Raw genomic sequence first — 13,462 nt, 5'->3', positions numbered from 1 at the left:
CCTATACCGTGATGCAGCCGGTGGCGCAATTCGCGCAGAAAGCGGTAGAGCAGGCGGATAGCTTCCTCAAGACCGGAAAAACCGGTGCAGCGTCTGAGAAACAGCTGTTTGACTGTATTCTGATCACCAAAGAGAACGCGGGCAACTTCGTGTCACCGTTTGTGTTGAAGCAGTAATGGATGACGGTCGCCATGAATGGCGACCCTACAACGTTGGGTGCGCATGATGCGCACCTGGTTCCGGCATGAGTTGTAGAGTGCCCATTTATGCGCACTAAGTTCCTCGCATTAAATGCAGTTTGTTTGCAAAAAGCCCATTTCCGCGTTGTAATCATGACGAACCCGCATTTCTGCATCACTTTCCCGGACGAAACATGGCGCACAACCCGCAGGACTCTTCTCTAAACGTATTTATGGCCGAACCCTTACCCAGCGATAGCCGACAGGCGCGGCAACTGGCGCGACGCCAGCTGATTGCAGAAGCGGTTATGGCAGAAGGTGCGATTCGTATTGAAGATATCACTGAGCGTTTCGGCATCAGCCTGATGACCGCGCACCGTGATATTGATGAGATGGTCGAGCGCGGGTTACTGCATAAATCACGCGGCGTGGTGTCAGCCACCTCAACCAGCCTGGTTGAATCCAGTGATATTTATCGCGCCACACGTCAGTTGGAAGAGAAGCAGGCGATTGCCGAAGTGGCCGCCAGCTATCTTGAGCCTGGGCAGGCGATTTTTCTCGATGATTCCACCACGGTGCTGCAGATGGCGCGTTTATTATCTGCCCGAGCGCCTCTTACCGTGATCACCAACTCACTGACGCTGATGAATGAGCTTCGTAATGGGCGAGACATCACACTGATGGGGTTGGGAGGGCAGTTTTATCACTGGTGTAACGCCTTTATGGGGCGGATGACGCGTGAGGAAATCGCCAGCCTGCGCGCCGATGTGTTTTTCGTCAGTATGTCGGCAATTATCGATGATGCGGTATTCCACCAATCTGCTGAAACCGTGGAAACCAAACGCGCGATGTTTGATGCCGCGCAAAAACGCATTCTGATGATGGATAACACCAAATTTGAACGCCGGGCGCTGCACCGTTTTGCTCACCTCAGCGAGTTTGATGTGGTGATTGTTAACCAAGGCACGCCGGTTCCCATTTTGCGTCGCCTGCAAGATCTCGGCGTGAACGTGGTGGTTGCGCCAATGAAGAGCAGTTATATCCCGCACGAAGAACAATAACGTCCCCGACAGTAGGGCGCGGCCTTCAGGCCGCTCTTGATAAGATCCTCGCAAAATTAAATTCGTTTGACAACTTAAACTACCTACTGGTAGGTTGATTGAGAATTCACAGAAAAACCGCCACTGATCACGGTGAATTGATTATCACGCGCGGTTAACACCACGCGGGTAGTGCCTTGTCCTTCTTGATGCCATGTTGAGCGAACCTATGAACAAGCCTTCTCTATCATCTGGCCAGAAAATTACGCGTCTGGCCCTCATTGCGGTTATTCCCTTAATAGCGATCGCACTCCTGCTGTGGGCGGGCGGTTGGCTTACGCCGCAGCGATTAACGTCAGATAAACTCATTACCGTGTTGCAGCAATCGGGTGGCGAGCACCCGGGCTATCGACGCAACCATGCGAAAGGAGTGTGTATCACGGGCAGTTTTGCAGCGAATGGTAACGCCAGCACCTTGTCACGGGCGGGCTTATTTGCGCCGGGTGAAACGCCCGTTATCGGGCGTTTTGCCATCGCGGGCGGTAACCCTAACGCACCGGATTACGCAGTCCCCGTGCGCAGCATGGCCTTGGCGTTTTATCAAAAAGACGGTCAACAGTGGCGTACAGGCATGAACGCGATGCCTTTTTTTCCGGTGAATAGCGTGGAAGGATTTTATGAGTTGCAAGTGGCGACGTTGCCAGATGCGAAAACCGGCAAGCCCGATCCGGCGAAAATTCAGGCTTTTGTGCAGCAGCACCCGGAAATCAAACCCTTCTTCGGCTGGGCGCAGCAATATGTCCCCTCATCCAGTTGGGCAAGCGATCGCTTCAACAGCCTCAATGCCTTTAACCTGGTCGATAAGGCTGGGCAAAGCCACGTGGTGCGCTGGAGCATGGTGCCGCACGCGACTTATCAGCCCATTAATGCGGCGGACAAAAATGACAGCAACTTCCTGCAAAGCGATCTGCAACAACGACTCGCCAAAGGACCATTGATGTGGGATCTGTTGATTACGGTAGCGAATGCGCAAGATAAAAGCAGTGACGCATCAGTGGCCTGGCCTGCGGATCGCCAGACGATTAACGCCGGAACATTGACTCTCACTCAGACGTCACCGCAACAGCAGGGTGCCTGTAATGATATCAACTACGACCCGCTGATTTTGCCAGACGGCATCACCGCCTCTGATGACCCCATTCTCAATGCGCGTTCATCAGCCTATGCCAAATCCTACAATGCACGTACCCGTGAACAGGCAGGAGCTCACTGATGAAACGCACCGACACTTTCCATCCCGCTCTGCGCATTATCCACTGGTTAATGGCGGCCGCGATTCTCGCCATGTTGTTTATCGGTGTCGCCATGGTTGCCTCGGTGTCATCACTGCACAGTTTGCTGGTAGCGATTCATAAACCACTGGGGGTGATGATTCTGCTGCTGGTGGTCGTACGTTTGTGGCTGCGCTTTACTACCACGAAACCCGCGCTTCCGGACACGCTGCCAGGCTGGCAAAAGGGATTAGCGCATCTGTCGCATTGGGCGCTGTACGCGATGATGCTTGGGCAGCCGCTGATTGGCTGGGCGATGCTCTCCGCTGCGGGCTACCCCGTCAGCCTGGGAGGCAGTGTTGTGCTGCCGCCCATTATGGCTGTCAGCAATAACGCCTTTGCCCTACTGCGACCACTGCATACGTGGGTTGCGCTGGCGCTGTTCGTAACGGTGATGCTGCACCTTGCTGCGGCGCTGTTCCATGCGCTGATTCTGCGTGATGGGGTGTTCAGCAGTATGACGGGCAGCCGCAAGCGCCATGAAGCGCCTTGACAACCCGGCTGCGGGTCAGTAGGTTCAGTGCCAATTTACTGATTTGCAGCCCTTTCATGATGTAGCCGGAGCCGTGCATGAGTGTCGAACGTTCACCCAAAGCGATTGAAATCATCAACCATACCCGATCGCTGCTGACCTCTGGCGGTTATAAAAGTTTTAGTTACGCGGATTTGGCGGAAAGGGTGCAGATACGCAAAGCCAGTATTCATCATCATTTTCCCGCGAAAGCCGATCTGGTTCAGGCCGTCGTCTCCGAATACCGTCAGGAAGCACGGGCAGGGATGGCGGCAACCAGCCAGCATTTCAGTAACGATCCGCTCGCTGAGCTCAACGGATATGTCAATTTTTGGGCCAACTGTATCAGGGAAAATAGCTCACCTTTCTGTATTTGCGTGATGCTGGCGGTGGAACTCCCCACCTTACCTGAAGAGGTCGCTGCAGAAGTGAAGGGGCATTTTTCTGACCTGTCCGATTGGCTGGCAACGGTGCTTAGCAAAGGGGAAAAGAGTGGGGTATTTATCCTGCAGGAGAAGGCAGCGACTGAAGCGAAATCGGTGATGGCCACGGTACATGGCGCGATTATTGCCGCTCGCGCTTTCAATCATCCCGACCTCTTTTTGCAGATTGTGCAACCGGTCATCAATAAACTCCTTCCCGCCTCCTGATAAATAAGAAATCCGCCTACGCGGATTTTTTATTATTCGTACTGCCGCGACTCTTTTATTAGCAGCATGATGACTTTATCAACCAGATAGGGTGCATGATTGTTCAATTCCCGATCATTACGTAATTGCGAGGCGATATTTAACGCAAATTCTCGCACGTCTCTGATTGTTGTTTCATGCGTGTTCAGGCTGGCTTCATCGATTGGCTTTCGTGACGCGGGAAATTTAATCACATTCACAGTGCCTCCTTTCAGGTATAACCCCAGGCTAACCGGATAAATATTAATCTACTAGTTGGTAGGCTGTACGTCAAGCATTCAACGACGCCTTCTGCACTGTAAGGTATGCATTGATGCGCACCGTTAAAACCAGAGCCTCAGGCCCTGCAATGCCTGACTTTTCGCCGCTTCGCCAGTACCGTCTTAAAATAGGAATTTTTACCTATCCCCGTTTTCGATTTCGCCATAAATTAGCGCCGACGAGCAGTGCAAGCCGCCAATGTTCTGGCGCCTTAACAACAATCAAATTAAAACAATGACATTCCATTGAATAATGGTAATGAGGATTTCGATGCTTTTAAAACGCAGCTGCAGTATCGCCATTGTCGCATTAGTGTGTTTGTCCGTCACCGCTTGCGGTATGTCGCATCGTGGTCGTAACACAGCGATTGGTGCAGGTGTCGGTGCAGTCGGTGGTGCCGTGTTAACCGGTGGCAGTACCTTCGGTACTTTAGGTGGCGCGGCCATCGGCGGTTTAATCGGACACGAAGTCAGCCGCTAATGTTTAATTCCGCCGCGCAGATTTTGCGCGGCGGAATATATCTATCACATCTATCTCATCATTCCCTACTATTACACCTTCGCCAGGCTACCAAATACCTGCTTACCGTTATGGAATGTCGCCACTACTGGTGCGACATGGGCAACAGCTTCAGCCGAACAACTCGCAGCGACGAGCATCATGGTTGCCGTATCCTGCGCTTTTGGCCATTGCTGATCCCCTTGGCTGTTCAGCGGTAACACCTCATTAGTGGCAATACCCAGCGCACGACTCAGTGAAAATTCATCTGGCCCACGGTAGAGCTGTGAATAGACGTTGGCTTTTTCCAGCATGCTACCACTGCCAAACGGCTGCCAGTGGTCGGCAATGGTATCGGTGCCTGACCACACGGGAATCCCTGCAGCGCGCAGCTGCGGTAATGGCATGATGACGCGCCCAATCGGTACTGTGGTGGCAATGCTGAACTGCTGCTCCTTCAGTTCCTCAATCATCGCATCCAGCTCTTTACCCGAGAGTGTGCCTAAAGCGAATGCGTGGCTGATCGTCACTTTGCCTTTTAGCTGCGGATTTTCACGCACCGTTTTCAGCATGTAACGGATCGCCGCCACGCCGTGGGGTTCAGTTTCATGCAGGTGAATATCAATTGGGGCAGCAAAATCCAGTGCGATGCTGAACATGGTATCAAGCGACTTCTCCATCGCGCCGTCCACATTGGTGGGGTCCAGCCCGCCGACATAGTTAGCCCCCATCTTCATTGCCTCACGCATCATGCCTTCGGCATGTGAGCGCAACAGGCCGTGCTGAGGAAAGGCAACAATCCTGGCACTGAAATCGCTACGATGACTGGCAATGGCTTGCTGGAGATGGGCTAAACCCTCCAGCTTGCTGATCGGGTCTATGTTGCAGTGGCTGCGCGCTTCGGTACTGCCTTTCGATTGCAGCAGGCCAATCAGCTTTTCCGCACGCATCTCAGAGGTTGGCACCAGCTCCGGCAGGATCTGCTCTTCCTGATGGATCATATCGATAACGCTTTTGCGCGGCAGCGGGGCGCGCCAGCCTTCACCATAGAAGGTTTTATCGAGATGAATGTGCATATCTCGCGTGGCAGGCAGCAGAATGTGCCCACCTGCATCCCAGGCCGGAAGAGGACTGCTAAATCCAGAGGTATGGATAGCGGCGATACGGTCACCGTTGATTTCAACATCATATAAGCCGGTACGGGTCGCGGTGATGACATCCTGCTTACGAATGAATCCTTCTTCGAGGCGGACATTGCGCAGCAGGTAATGGCTGACATTAATCGAACTGTGATTTTCCGGCACACAGGTTTGTGCCGCGGACGCACGGCTGGTTAAGCCTGTGCTAAGCAAAGTGCCTGCAGCGGTTAACTTGATACCAGAAGTGAGAAAGTCACGGCGATTGCCGGCAGATAAGAGGCTCATGTTTTATCTCCTTGTAGGGGAGATTTACCCTAAAGAAGCAGATAGCGCTGTGCTGTGATTTTTTCCACTGATGGCTATGGGGAAAAGTAATGATGCCGGAGGAAGCAGGAGTGTGAGGGGGACATTTATCAATGTGCGCACAGTGTGACTTAATTGTTGCGCATTGGCGTCTTTAAATTAACGTATATATTAAATTAATTACATAGCTGTGAAGAATTCACAAGGTAATAATTGTTCCTTGTCTGTTAAATTAATTAACACCTGCTGTTATAGAAAAATAATAAACGACCCATTGTTAATTATCTGTGTCATTAATGTTGAGTGGGTGTCTCAATAATTTGTCACTCAGATAAACAATGCTGCATAATGACTATTGTTGTTATTAGCCATGCACTTGTCTAAGTCGTCTAAACTTGTTTCATATCAATGAAATTTTATGTTATTGAAATTAAATAAAAAATCCAAATCCGCTTGTGTGTGACTCTTCGCAACACATTGATTTAACTGCAATCAAAACCCGACCAGGAAACTCCCATTAGCTTTTTGTTACAAGTTACCCCTGTAATTGGGGTGCCTTTGTGTAAGTGAGAATATAGAATAATTTACAGAAGTTTTCTTATCTCGAGCATGTTCCATCGCTTATTTCTGTGAGTTTCACCTGCCAACAATCAGTTCACATTGTTGATTGTTTATTTGTGCTCATTCAGGGGTAAGCACCGCAGTGGATATTATATTTTTCAGCCAACCCCTGTCTGGAAAATATACTGTCGGTTGCGGATCGTAGATAAGTGGAAGACGACAGTGTGACACCTTTTCTACTTGTTATGCCTGAGCCTGGCTCATCTCACTTGTATGACAAGAGAAACGGCGCTGCGTTGCCGTTAACTAACACGGTCACTCATATATAAGAAGATAGTCATGTTAAGTAACGATCTTACATCGCTGATCACGCGCATAGACTTCGCGCTAATTTCATCTATTCACATCATTTTTCCTCCGCTAACCATCGGCCTGGCAGCACTGCTGTTCTTTTCTGAGTTGATGTGGGTCCGTAAGCAGGATGAGAAGTGGTATCGACTGTGTCGCTTTTTTGAAAAATTGTTCATCGTTAACTTCGGTGCGGGTGTCGCCACCGGCGTCACCATGGAGATGGCCTTTGGTATTCTGTATGGTCGTTTCTCCCAGGCTGCCGGTCCTTTCTTCGGCCAGGTTTTAGGTTACGAGACTATTACGGCCTTTATGTATGAAGCCGGATTCATCGGCCTGATGATTTTTGGCTGGGGCAAAATCAGCCGTGGCATGCACCTCTTCGCCACTTTCAATGTTGCGCTCTCTTCAACGCTTTCTGCCATGTGGATTCTGGTCGCCAACTCGTGGATGCAAACCCCGACGGGCGTTGAGCTGCACAATGGCATCTTCATTGTCACGGACTGGTTGGGTGCACTGTTTAACCCGAATGCGCGCAGTGCTTTCCCGCACATGCTGTTGGCCAGTTTTGAGCTGTCGCTTTGTTTTGTGGTGGCAACCTGTGCGTGGTTCGTATTGAAGCAGCGCCATGTTGAACTGTTCCTGAGACCGCTGAAATACGCGCTGGTGGCACTGGCGGTGGTCGCTGCGGCACAGATTTATATGGGTGACGTCTTGGGTGAAGATACTCTTGAGCATAAGCCTGCAGCGCTGGCTGCGATGGAAGGTCATTACGACACCTATGATGCTAACGGTAACGTTAACAGTGCCTGGCACATCCTCGGCTGGCCAAACAAAGAAGGCACCGGTCTGGCGTGGTCTCTTGATATTCCGCACGGCCTGAGCCTGATTGAAACCAAAACCTGGAATGGTCCGGTGAAAGGTTTGAACAGCTTTGCGAAAGATGAACAGCCGCCTGTCGTTTTACCGTTCTACGCTTTCCGTGTGATGTCCGGTGCAGCAGCTGCGATTCTGGCCGTTGCGGTTTGGGGGCTGTGGTTAATGGCACGTCGTCGTATGACGGTTGAACTCGCGCCACGCAATAAGCTGTTCCTGTTACTGGCAGTCGTCATGGTGGTTCTGCCTTACCTGGCGGTGATTGGTGGCTGGTGGACGCGTGAAATTGGACGCCAACCGTGGATAGTGTACGGCCTGATGCGCACCGAAGATGGTATGAGCGCGATGACCTTAGGTCTGGCTATCTTCTGGCTGGTGGGCTTCGCCATCTTCGAAACGGCCGTCGTGGCGGGAACCATCTGGTTCCTGGCGAAGGTGGTGCGTAACGGACCGGACTTGACCAGCAAAATACCGGGCGAAGGGCATGAACATCTGGGGCACCTTGAGATGCCAGCCAGTGGTCACGCCGATCATCCTGAATACATCCGTCCGGTTTAAGGGGAGCAGAGACACTCATGGACATTAATTCTTCACAGCATTTCCTGATCATCGCGTGGTGGTTGGCATTTGGCATCAGCGTTCTTTTATATATCGCGCTGGATGGCGCGGACTTGGGCGCAGGGATCTTCTCGCTGTTCGTGCGTGACCATGATGAACGTGGCGCGATCATGGCGGCGATGGCAGGGACCTGGGATGCCAACGAGACGTGGCTGATCGTCGCCGGGGGTATCATGTTCGGTACTTTCCCGTTTGTGTACGGTTCCGCGTTTAGCTATTTGATGGTGCCGATGGCGCTGGTGTTATGGGGCATTATGTCCCGCGCAGTCGCGCTGGAGTTCCGCCATCTTGCGTCACCTTTCTGGCAGAAATTTTCAGATGGCATTTTCGGTGTCGCCAGTCTGGCGGTGACCTTCTTTGGTGGCATGAGTGTCGGTGCCATCTTGCAAGGTTTTGGTCTGGACCACCCAACCCAAGGCGTTCCTCACTATATCGGCGGTGAGTTCAGCTTTGTCTCTGCTTTCTCCATCTGGACGGGTGTGGCTTCCTGTGTCGCCATGACGTTAGCGGGCGTTCTGTTTGTCCGTGCTCGTTTTGAAAAAATGAGCCAATCCGTCAGGATGCCGCACGTTGGACGGCGGTAATCTTCTGGCTGGCAATTGCTGCAGTTGTGATTACTTGGGTGTGGAGTGCGGTGCTGTTCGACTGGGCGCGTGCTAAGTGGTTCGGCCCACACTTCTGGATCTGGGGCCTGTTTGGTCTGCTTGCGCTCTACTGCATTGAGCAGGTACGTCGTGACACCCTGAAAGACAAAGATTTCGCTGCCGTGCTGTGGTTCAATGCTGCCGCTGTGATTCTCGGTTTCGGCATGCTGATCACCATGTTCCCCTATATTGTTCCGGGCACATGGACCATCTGGGATGGCGCAAGCCCTCAGGTTTCGATGATCACCTTCACCATGACCATGGGCGGATTTGTTCCGGTAATGCTGATGTATAACTGGTACCAAATCTGGGTATTCCGCGGCCGTATCTCGAAACTGGTCGGTCACGAGGGGCATTAATCGCATTATGTCTGCTAGCCTTCCTCCTAGTGGAAAAGCGGCCCGCATGGCGGAACGGTGGCTTTCGAGCCTCCGTCGCCAGGCGGGCGGTTTATTTTCATTATCCATCAGTATGGCGGCGATCAATGCGGTACTGATGATCGCTCAATGCTGGCTTCTGGCTTGGTTGATTAACCAGGCGGTGATGCACGGTACAGGCTTCTCTGGATTCATGCCTTACCTGTGGCTGCTGCCTTTGGTGATGTTGCTGCGGGCTGGCGTCGATGTCTTGCGCCAGGGCTTTGCGTTTGAAGCCTCTGCTCGTATCCGACAGGGTTTACGCGGCATGTTACTCGACCGCATCGCCGCTTTGGGTCCCGCCTGGAGTCAAAATCAACGCACCGGTAGCATTGCCAGTTCACTGGGTGAAGGCGTTGAAGCCATTGAAGCCTATTTCTCCGGATTTCTGCCGCAGAAGATCATCATCGGCATCGTGCCGCTCGCGATACTGGTCGCACTATTTCCCTTCGACTGGGTCTCCGGTCTGATCATGCTGATCACCGCACCGCTGGTTCCACTGTTTATGATCGTGGTGGGTAAGGGCGCAGAGAAGATGAGTCTCAAGCAGTGGCACAAACTCAGCCTGATGAGCGCCCACTTCTTTGACGTTATCGCCGGTTTGACCACGCTGCGACAGACCAATGCCGCACGTCGCCAGGCGAATATTATTGCGGCTATTTCTGACAGCTATCGTCAGACCACCATGAAGGTTTTGCGCCTGGCCTTCCTCTCTTCTCTGGTGTTGGAGTTTTTCGCCACCATCAGCACCGCCATGGTGGCCGTGTATGTTGGGTTCCGTCTGTTTTACGGTGAGATGGGTTTTCTGCCTGGTTTGTTTGCGTTGTTGCTGGCGCCAGAATTTTTCCGTCCGCTGCGCGATCTGGGTACGCACTACCATGCACGCATGGATGCCATCGGCGCGACAGAAGGTTTATTGGCGATCCTGAATGCTGAACTGCCATCGTCGGCACAGAGCAAGACATTACTGTCCGCGCAACCGCGTGAAATCAGCCTCGAGGGTGTGAGCTATCAGTATGCAGAGGGTGGTGGCGTCACGGATATATCCTTCACTTTGCGCCGTGGCGAAACGCTGGCGATTGTCGGGAGCAGCGGGGCAGGTAAAACCACGTTATCGCGCTTACTGCTGGGCTTTATTACGCCCGACTCAGGACGCATCGTTATCGATGGCTGCGATCTTTCATCGCTGGATCTTGCCGCATGGCAGCAGCACCTGGGTTGGCTGCCGCAGCGTCCAACACTGTTCGCCGGCACGATGACTGAAAATATCCTGTTATCGCGTTCCAATATCAGCCGTGAAGCCATCGAATCCGCAGCGCAACTGGCACAGGCTGACGGTTTTATTCAGACACTGCCCGGACGTTATGACTACAGCGTAGGAGATGGCGGGCAAGGGCTATCCGGTGGTCAGATTCAGCGTATTGCGATGGCCCGCACCGTCTTGAACTCGCCTCCGATTGTGATCCTTGATGAACCAACGGTGGCACTGGATCGTCATACGGCACAACAGATGATTGTGGCACTGCGTACCCAACTACCCGAAACGGCCAGTTTGATTATTACCCACGATACCGAAATCGCGTCGGCGGCTGACCGGGTGATTGTTCTGGAGCGTGGTCGAATGATCGAATCGGGTACGCCGCAGGCTTTGCGCGACCAGGCCGGCGTATTCGCTGAGCTTGAGCGGCTGCAGAAAGGAGCGCTCTCATGAATGATCTCTGGCATCTCTTGCGCCTTGCGCGGCCATGGCGTTTTCGCATGGCGATGGGCGTTTTGCTGTCCGTCATTGTGATTATTTCCAACGTTGCGCTGCTCGCTTTGTCTGGTTGGTTCATTACTTCTATGGCGCTGGCTGGCGTAGGCTCACTGGCGCTGGAGTTCTTTACTCCAGCAGCCGCGATCCGTGGTCTTGCCGTATTGCGCACCTTCGCGCGATATCTGGAAAGGCTGGTCACGCACGATGCCACACTCCGGCTGTTATCCGTGTTGCGCGTCTGGTTCTATCAACAATTGGCTCCGCTGGCGCCAGCACGATTACAGGATTTTCGTGAAGGGGATGTTCTGACGCGTTTCCGCTCAGATATCGATAGTCTCGATAATTTCTATCTACGTATCTTAACGCCGGCTATCTCCGGGTTCATCTCGGCCATCATCATTCTGGCGGGGCTGTACTGGTTTTCACCCACCGTCGCTTTGGTTGATGCTGTGGTGTTAATTCTTGCCGGTGTGATTGTGCCTTATATCGTCGCATCGTTAACCAAAACCAACGGCAACAAGATTGCATTGGGTCGTTCGGCAGTGCAGGCGGCCTCCACCGATTTGATGCGTGGTCTGGGAGAGTTGCAGGTTGTCGGGGCTGTCAGCCATCAAACCGACCATTTGCGTCAACTCTCTCAGCAATTAATTGGCGCACAGCGTCAACAAGCATGGGTCAGTGCCAGCGGCGGGGCGATCTGCGCATTGATGGGGCAACTGGGGTTATTCATTGCCTTCGTGCTGTTATTCGCTCCCGGACAGGCGGGCGGTCTGACTCCCAGTGAGATCGTCATGTTGCTGTTCACGGTGCTCGCCAGCACGGAAGCGGTGGCCGGATTGCCTGCGGCCTTCGCGGCACTGGGCACGACACGTGAAGCAGCGCGCCGTTTGTTCTCGATGACGGAACTGACACCCGCGATCGCATTACCGGAAACCAGTTCGTTGCCAGAAAGCAGCGAGTTGACCTTTACAGCGGTGACCATGCGCTATGCGCCTGAGGCACCAACGGTATTGGATCAACTGAGTTTCACGGTACCCGTTGGCCACTGCCTGGCCGTTCTTGGCCCGAGCGGCGCCGGCAAAACTACGATTCTGAATCTGGTGCAAGGGTTCTGGGACACCACTGAAGGTGAGGTGTTGATAGGAGGGCATCCAGTCAGGTCGCTCTCTGAAGAGAAATTGCGTCAGATGATCTCCGTCGTCAGCCAGAAGACCTATCTGTTCAATGCGTCTATCCGTGACAACCTGCGTCTGGTTTCGCCTGACGCGGACGATGATGCGTTGTGGGATGCACTGACTCGCGCTGCCTTAGCTGATGAAATCCGTCGATTCCCGCAGGGACTTGACGCCATGGCAGGGGAATTAGGTGTCCGTCTGTCTGGCGGCCAGGCTCGCAGAATGGGAATTGCCCGTGCGTATCTTTCAGATGCACCGATTGTCCTGCTGGACGAACCAACCGAAGGGCTGGACGCGGTGAATACCGAGTTAGTCCTGAACAGTTTAAAAGCGTTGATTAAGGGTAAAACCACGCTGTTGGTCACCCATCAGATCCAGCCGCTGTCGCTCGCCGACAGTCGGTTACTGCTTGATATTCAATAACAAAGGCAGGGATTTGAGGCTTGTAAGATTGAATGTTTGCTCGGGGGAGACCCGAGCCATTGTCATCAATACAACAATAAATTTTGTGAGACAACTGACCAGGGATAAATCATGGATAAAATGACCAATGCCAAAACCCGACGAAAACATATTCGTTTTCCTCATCTGCTGATTGATCAGATTGAAGAGAGTATGAAGCTGGAGAACAGCCAAAACTTTTCAGCTTGGGTGGTGGAAGCCTGCCGTTTGAAAGCGCGGGAAGCCAATAGCGGAAAGAAGTAATTAAACATTTTCCCATCAGTGGCACGTCTTTATCGCGAGAGGTGTTGCTGATGGGGGGATCGTGTGAAATGTCTGCTTCAATAGGTAGCCTAAAGCGGCCAGGGTTGCCATTTCGCCCGGAGGCGTTTTCATCTGAAATAGGGTTCTTGTTGCTAAGGACGCGAATGAACCTGATGTCATCACCGATATGGTCGTCGGGAGAGGACGAGTGCCAAGGCTGCGAAGCAAATATATCAACACCAGAATGAAAGTGAAAGGCGGTGCAGCTCTTTGTTCGACATGGTCACTAGCATCAGCAGAGATCTCCCAGAAAAGGTGGCAAACGCGCCGCATCTGGGGATAACAACATAACCAGTCCAGGAAAACATCCGCATCTCCAGAACGGCCATGTTAGCTTTGCCTCTATAATTTT

The 13,462-nt window shown here is 52.6% G+C and carries 13 protein-coding genes and 1 pseudogene; 12 read left to right on the top strand and 2 right to left on the bottom strand.

The features are described from left to right. The 5 genes and pseudogenes from PSSD_RS26860 to PSSD_RS23500 form a co-directional block, all read left to right on the top strand. Window positions 1–176, top strand: a pseudogene (locus PSSD_RS26860) (D-ribose ABC transporter substrate-binding protein); the annotation flags it as partial. Between the two features lie 197 nt (window positions 177–373). Continuing rightward, window positions 374–1,240, top strand: coding sequence for a DeoR/GlpR family DNA-binding transcription regulator (locus tag PSSD_RS23515; RefSeq protein ID WP_039328665.1), 867 nt, complete (start codon window positions 374–376; stop codon window positions 1,238–1,240). A gap of 208 nt (window positions 1,241–1,448) precedes the next feature. Next, on the top strand, window positions 1,449–2,492 hold the full coding sequence (locus PSSD_RS23510) for a catalase family peroxidase (protein WP_058973894.1): 1,044 nt from the start codon (window positions 1,449–1,451) through the stop codon (window positions 2,490–2,492). Beyond that, complete coding sequence (locus tag PSSD_RS23505) at window positions 2,492–3,043, top strand: cytochrome b (RefSeq protein WP_058973893.1); 552 nt, start codon at window positions 2,492–2,494, stop codon at window positions 3,041–3,043. Before PSSD_RS23510 ends, PSSD_RS23505 begins: the two co-directional genes overlap by 1 nt. Window positions 3,044–3,120: 77 nt before the next feature. Beyond that, complete coding sequence (locus tag PSSD_RS23500) at window positions 3,121–3,711, top strand: TetR/AcrR family transcriptional regulator (protein WP_058973892.1); 591 nt, start codon at window positions 3,121–3,123, stop codon at window positions 3,709–3,711. A gap of 32 nt (window positions 3,712–3,743) precedes the next feature. Here PSSD_RS23500 and PSSD_RS23495 read toward each other — a convergent pair whose 3' ends face one another. Further along, window positions 3,744–3,950, bottom strand: coding sequence for a hypothetical protein (locus PSSD_RS23495; RefSeq protein ID WP_058973891.1), 207 nt, complete (start codon window positions 3,948–3,950; stop codon window positions 3,744–3,746). Between the two features lie 331 nt (window positions 3,951–4,281). Here PSSD_RS23495 and PSSD_RS23490 point away from each other — a divergent pair, with 331 nt between their 5' ends. Next, window positions 4,282–4,491: a YMGG-like glycine zipper-containing protein gene (locus PSSD_RS23490; protein WP_034823502.1), complete on the top strand. Its 210-nt coding sequence runs from the start codon at window positions 4,282–4,284 to the stop codon at window positions 4,489–4,491. A gap of 71 nt (window positions 4,492–4,562) precedes the next feature. Here PSSD_RS23490 and PSSD_RS23485 read toward each other — a convergent pair whose 3' ends face one another. Then, on the bottom strand, window positions 4,563–5,933 hold the full coding sequence (locus PSSD_RS23485; protein WP_058973890.1) for an amidohydrolase: 1,371 nt from the start codon (window positions 5,931–5,933) through the stop codon (window positions 4,563–4,565). A gap of 918 nt (window positions 5,934–6,851) precedes the next feature. On the opposite strand from PSSD_RS23485, the gene PSSD_RS23480 reads away from it, so the two are divergent. From PSSD_RS23480 to PSSD_RS26855, 6 genes are all read left to right on the top strand, one after another. Further along, on the top strand, window positions 6,852–8,294 hold the full coding sequence (locus tag PSSD_RS23480) for a cytochrome ubiquinol oxidase subunit I (RefSeq protein ID WP_039328663.1): 1,443 nt from the start codon (window positions 6,852–6,854) through the stop codon (window positions 8,292–8,294). Window positions 8,295–8,311: 17 nt separating this feature from the next. Continuing rightward, a complete protein-coding gene (locus PSSD_RS28235; RefSeq protein WP_235589281.1) occupies window positions 8,312–8,938 on the top strand; it encodes a cytochrome d ubiquinol oxidase subunit II in 627 nt (208 codons plus the stop codon). Window positions 8,939–8,964: 26 nt separating this feature from the next. Next, window positions 8,965–9,357 (top strand): cytochrome d ubiquinol oxidase subunit II, encoded by a 393-nt coding sequence (locus PSSD_RS28230; RefSeq protein ID WP_369404338.1) that lies wholly within the window; start codon window positions 8,965–8,967, stop codon window positions 9,355–9,357. A 46-nt stretch (window positions 9,358–9,403) separates the two neighbouring features. Beyond that, window positions 9,404–11,125 (top strand): thiol reductant ABC exporter subunit CydD, encoded by a 1,722-nt coding sequence (cydD, locus tag PSSD_RS23470; protein WP_235589280.1) that lies wholly within the window; start codon window positions 9,404–9,406, stop codon window positions 11,123–11,125. Then, window positions 11,122–12,768 (top strand): thiol reductant ABC exporter subunit CydC, encoded by a 1,647-nt coding sequence (gene cydC, locus PSSD_RS23465; RefSeq protein WP_058973888.1) that lies wholly within the window; start codon window positions 11,122–11,124, stop codon window positions 12,766–12,768. Before cydD ends, cydC begins: the two co-directional genes overlap by 4 nt. Before the next feature lie 111 nt (window positions 12,769–12,879). Next, window positions 12,880–13,050, top strand: coding sequence for a YlcI/YnfO family protein (locus PSSD_RS26855; protein ID WP_071885740.1), 171 nt, complete (start codon window positions 12,880–12,882; stop codon window positions 13,048–13,050). Window positions 13,051–13,462: the final 412 nt, after the last annotated feature.

The organism is Type-D symbiont of Plautia stali, from assembly GCF_001485335.1.
GTDB lineage: Bacteria > Pseudomonadota > Gammaproteobacteria > Enterobacterales > Enterobacteriaceae > Pantoea > Pantoea vagans_C.
Note: the sequence above shows the minus strand (reverse complement) of the source record. Positions and strands in the feature narration are given on the sequence as shown.

What these genes read in the sequence shown, in the direction of transcription:
- PSSD_RS23510 (WP_058973894.1), top strand. Translation starts at nt 1,449, where the DNA reads ATGAACAAGCCTTCTCTATCATCTGGCCAGAAAATTACGCGTCTGGCC.
- PSSD_RS23505 (WP_058973893.1), top strand. Translation starts at nt 2,492, where the DNA reads ATGAAACGCACCGACACTTTCCATCCCGCTCTGCGCATTATCCACTGG.
- PSSD_RS23490 (WP_034823502.1), top strand. Translation starts at nt 4,282, where the DNA reads ATGCTTTTAAAACGCAGCTGCAGTATCGCCATTGTCGCATTAGTGTGT.
- PSSD_RS23515 (WP_039328665.1), top strand. Translation starts at nt 374, where the DNA reads ATGGCGCACAACCCGCAGGACTCTTCTCTAAACGTATTTATGGCCGAA.
- cydC (WP_058973888.1), top strand. Translation starts at nt 11,122, where the DNA reads ATGAATGATCTCTGGCATCTCTTGCGCCTTGCGCGGCCATGGCGTTTT.
- PSSD_RS23485 (WP_058973890.1), bottom strand. Translation starts at nt 5,933, where the DNA reads ATGAGCCTCTTATCTGCCGGCAATCGCCGTGACTTTCTCACTTCTGGT.
- cydD (WP_235589280.1), top strand. Translation starts at nt 9,404, where the DNA reads ATGGCGGAACGGTGGCTTTCGAGCCTCCGTCGCCAGGCGGGCGGTTTA.
- PSSD_RS26855 (WP_071885740.1), top strand. Translation starts at nt 12,880, where the DNA reads ATGGATAAAATGACCAATGCCAAAACCCGACGAAAACATATTCGTTTT.
- PSSD_RS28235 (WP_235589281.1), top strand. Translation starts at nt 8,312, where the DNA reads ATGGACATTAATTCTTCACAGCATTTCCTGATCATCGCGTGGTGGTTG.
- PSSD_RS23500 (WP_058973892.1), top strand. Translation starts at nt 3,121, where the DNA reads ATGAGTGTCGAACGTTCACCCAAAGCGATTGAAATCATCAACCATACC.
- PSSD_RS23480 (WP_039328663.1), top strand. Translation starts at nt 6,852, where the DNA reads ATGTTAAGTAACGATCTTACATCGCTGATCACGCGCATAGACTTCGCG.